3 protein-coding genes are annotated in these 3,458 nt (G+C 42.9%); all 3 read left to right on the forward strand.

Features of this window, described 5'->3' with window-relative positions:
- Window positions 1-339 (forward strand): HisA/HisF-related TIM barrel protein (locus ABYB02_RS15700; protein WP_372763332.1); only part of this gene is annotated, 339 nt, incomplete at its 5' end.
- Between the two features lie 479 nt (window positions 340-818).
- Window positions 819-1,886 (forward strand): efflux RND transporter periplasmic adaptor subunit, encoded by a 1,068-nt coding sequence (locus ABYB02_RS15705; RefSeq protein WP_372763333.1) that lies wholly within the window; start codon window positions 819-821, stop codon window positions 1,884-1,886.
- A gap of 10 nt (window positions 1,887-1,896) precedes the next feature.
- A partial coding sequence (locus ABYB02_RS15710; protein ID WP_372763334.1) for an efflux RND transporter permease subunit occupies window positions 1,897-3,458 on the forward strand: 1,562 nt, incomplete at its 3' end.

Raw genomic sequence — 3,458 nt, forward strand, 5'->3', positions numbered from 1 at the left:
ACTAACGGCTGGGCACCGGCCACACACGGTTGGCTAAACGAATCTGAGTTTAGCTTATTTGAACTGATCGATTTTTACGTTGACTTGGGTGTTATTGACTTTTTATGCACGGACATCAGTAAAGATGGCACCATGAGCGGCCCATCGTTTACGCTTTATGAAGATTTAATTAATCATAATGCAGATATTAAAGTGCAAGCCTCGGGTGGGGTAAGCTCACTAGCAGACATTAAACAACTTAAGGCGCTGGGAGTCGGTGGCGTCATTTTAGGCAAGTCATTACTCGATGGTGCCTTTAGTGTTGCAGACGCGTTGGCCTGTTATTCCACTCACGAATAAGCAAACTAATAAGCACATAGCCATAATGTTATGTGCTTTATTAACCTCAGCTGTTTGCAAACGCGGGCGCTACTTAGCGCGCGTCAGCTAGCCTAATACCTGCGGGCTAACAAAGCACCACTAAACATGATAAGTTGGTGGTTTTTACAGCGATTTATCATGTTAAATTACACTATCCTACAAAATAACACATTCTCATACAGTAAATTTAACGTATTGAAATTAAACTGTTATTTATTAAATTCATGCCATTACTTGAATCATCAAAGTACGCTAAGTCGCTGCTATAAAAACCACACAAATTGCAAAATTGGCTTTTATGGCGTTTACTTTTAGCAACACAACCATAGCCAAGGATAATACAAGCGGGTTATCTTATAACAACTGCGGGGTATACGATCGCCAATCATCCCCTGCGTTTATTGTGAGAGAGCCCACTACACCTGTTTAAGCGTCGCTAATATTTATAAGGCACTAAAATGTATATAAAAAATTTAACTATTAAACCCTATCTAGTCAGTCTGGTGTTAGCACTGCTAATAACGGGCTGCTCAGAGCCTAAAGTCGCCGAACAAAGCGAAAAACCGGCCAAACCGGTTAAATTAATTACCATTGCAGGCAATACTCAGTCTAAAACACTGACCTACCCTGCCACGGTCGATGCAATTAAAAGTTCAAAACTGGCCTTTCAAGTGGGAGGGAAAATAGAAAAATTAAATGTTATTGCTGCACAAACCGTACGTAAAGGCGAGGAGCTAGCATCGTTAGAAAAAAGAAATTTCATTAACGATGTTAATGCGGCAAAAACACAGTTTGAAACCGCCAATAATGATTATAAACGTGGCATTGAACTGTCTAAAACCGGTGTTATTTCAACTCGCGATATTGAACAGCTTAAATCTAAAAAAGAAGTGGCGGAGTCGCGTTATGATTCGGCTAAAAAAGCACTTGCCGACAGCACACTCGTTGCCCCCTATGATGCCATAGTGGCTGCAGTCCCCGTTGAAGCACTGGAAAATGTAAATCCCGGGCAGCATGTGCTTACCTTGTTTGGTAAAGGCGAAATGGAAGTGGTGGTTAATATTCCATCGTCTATTATTGCCACGGTCGACTCGCGCTCCAGCGGTGAAGCTTTTGTTATTTTAGAGTCTGCCGCAGATACCCCTATTCCTGCTACCTTTCGCCGCGCCAATTTACAAGCCGATGCATCGAGTCAAACCTATGAAGTCAGGTTTTCGTTTGCGGTGCCTGAAAAGCTAAACATTTTACCGGGTATGAATGCCAGTTTACGTGTCAACTTTGATAATAAATCAATGACTAAGCAAATTAGCTTACCCACCTTTGCTATTTTTGAGGACAACGGTCAGCACTACGTTTGGCGTGTAGATGATGCGATGCGAGTGCATAAAACCATGGTGACATTAAAAGACGGCATTGGTGAAACCCTCGTGGTTACCAGCGGTATCAATGCCGGTGATGTGATTGTCGGTGCCGGTGCAAATTATGTAACTGACGGAATGAAAGTGCGCGCTTGGACTAAGTCATAGGAGACAGGTAATGGATTTAGCAAAGTGGACAATTAACAATAAGCTCATTAGCACCATCATTATTATGCTGACTTTAGGGTTTGGTTTTTCGTCTTATAAAAATATGGCGCGTTTTGAAGACCCTGAGTTTATCATTCGTACCGCCCAAGTATTTGTACCTTATTCTGGTGCCAGTCCTTTAGAAGTCGCTAAAGAAGTAACCGAGCCACTCGAGCGCGCCATTCAAGAACTTCAAGAAGTGGATACTATTTCTTCTACCTCTTCGACGGGAATGGCTGAAATAAAGGTCGAAATAAAATCTGAGTTTTCGCCCACTAAATCTGAGCTGCAAATAATCTGGACCAAGCTTAGAAATAAAATTAATGATACTCGCCCTAAACTGCCCCCCGGCACAGGAACCCCACAAGTGTATGATGACTTTGGCGATGTATATGGCCTAAGTTACTTGATCACCGGTGAAGGCTACTCGCCCGACGAATTACACGCGTATGCAAAAAGCCTGCAAAGCACAATTCTGCAAGTGAAAGGCGTGGCTAAAGTGGCGATGACCGGGGTGCAACAAGAAGGTATTTTTGTAGAAATAGCCCGCGAAGAGCTCGCCTCATTAGGTGGCTCTATTAATAATATTTATGCCATTTTAGATAAACAAAATACCGTGATCAGTGCCGGTAATACAAAAGTGGGCGATCAACGGGTGTTTATTGATCCCAGCGGTGCCATTGATTCTGTAGAAACCATTCAAAATTTATTAGTGAGTACAACTGATGACGGTAAAACCATTTATCTGAAAGATATTGCGCATATATACCGTGGTTTTCAACAACCAAGCAGTAAACTGGTTAGGTACAATGGCTTACCCGCTATCTCTTTAGGGGTCGCCAGTGTATTGGGTACCAACGTGGTCAAAGTGTTTGAGCGTGTTGAGGCTACGGTACAAGCAAACGAAGAACTTCGACCGCTCGGCATCACGGTTCATGAGTATTATCACCAAGGAAAAGTGGTACAAGCGTCGGTTGATAACTTTGTTGTTAACGTAATTGTGGCGTTAATTATTGTGGTGATCACCTTACTTATTTTTATGGGGTTACGCTCAGGACTAGTAATTGGCAGCGTGTTATTACTGACTATTTTTGCCACTTTGGCGACCATGGATTTTAGTGGTATTCCAATGCACCGTATTTCCTTAGGGGCATTGATCATTGCATTAGGCATGATGGTGGATAATGCCATCGTGGTGACCGAAGGGATTTTGGTGGGCACCAAACAAGGGCGGAAAAAATTACAGATTGCCTCAGAAGTAGTAAAGCAAACCAAGTGGCCACTGCTTGGGGGCACCTTAGTCGGTATTGTGGCTTTTGCACCGATAGGCCTTGCCCCTGGCGACACCGCTGAATTTACTGGGCATTTATTTTGGGTCATTTTAATTTCGCTACTGTATAGCTGGTTATTTGCCATTACCTTAACGCCGCTATTTTGTTTCTGGTTATTTAAAGAGCAAGCAAGTGATACTGCAAGTAGCGCTAAACCGAACAAAATTATGGCCGCGTATCAGTCTATTGTCGTCAGCGCCCT

This window comes from Pseudoalteromonas sp. (assembly GCF_041613455.1).
Lineage (GTDB): Bacteria > Pseudomonadota > Gammaproteobacteria > Enterobacterales > Alteromonadaceae > Pseudoalteromonas.

What these genes read in the sequence shown, in the direction of transcription:
- ABYB02_RS15705 (WP_372763333.1), top strand. Translation starts at nt 819, where the DNA reads ATGTATATAAAAAATTTAACTATTAAACCCTATCTAGTCAGTCTGGTG.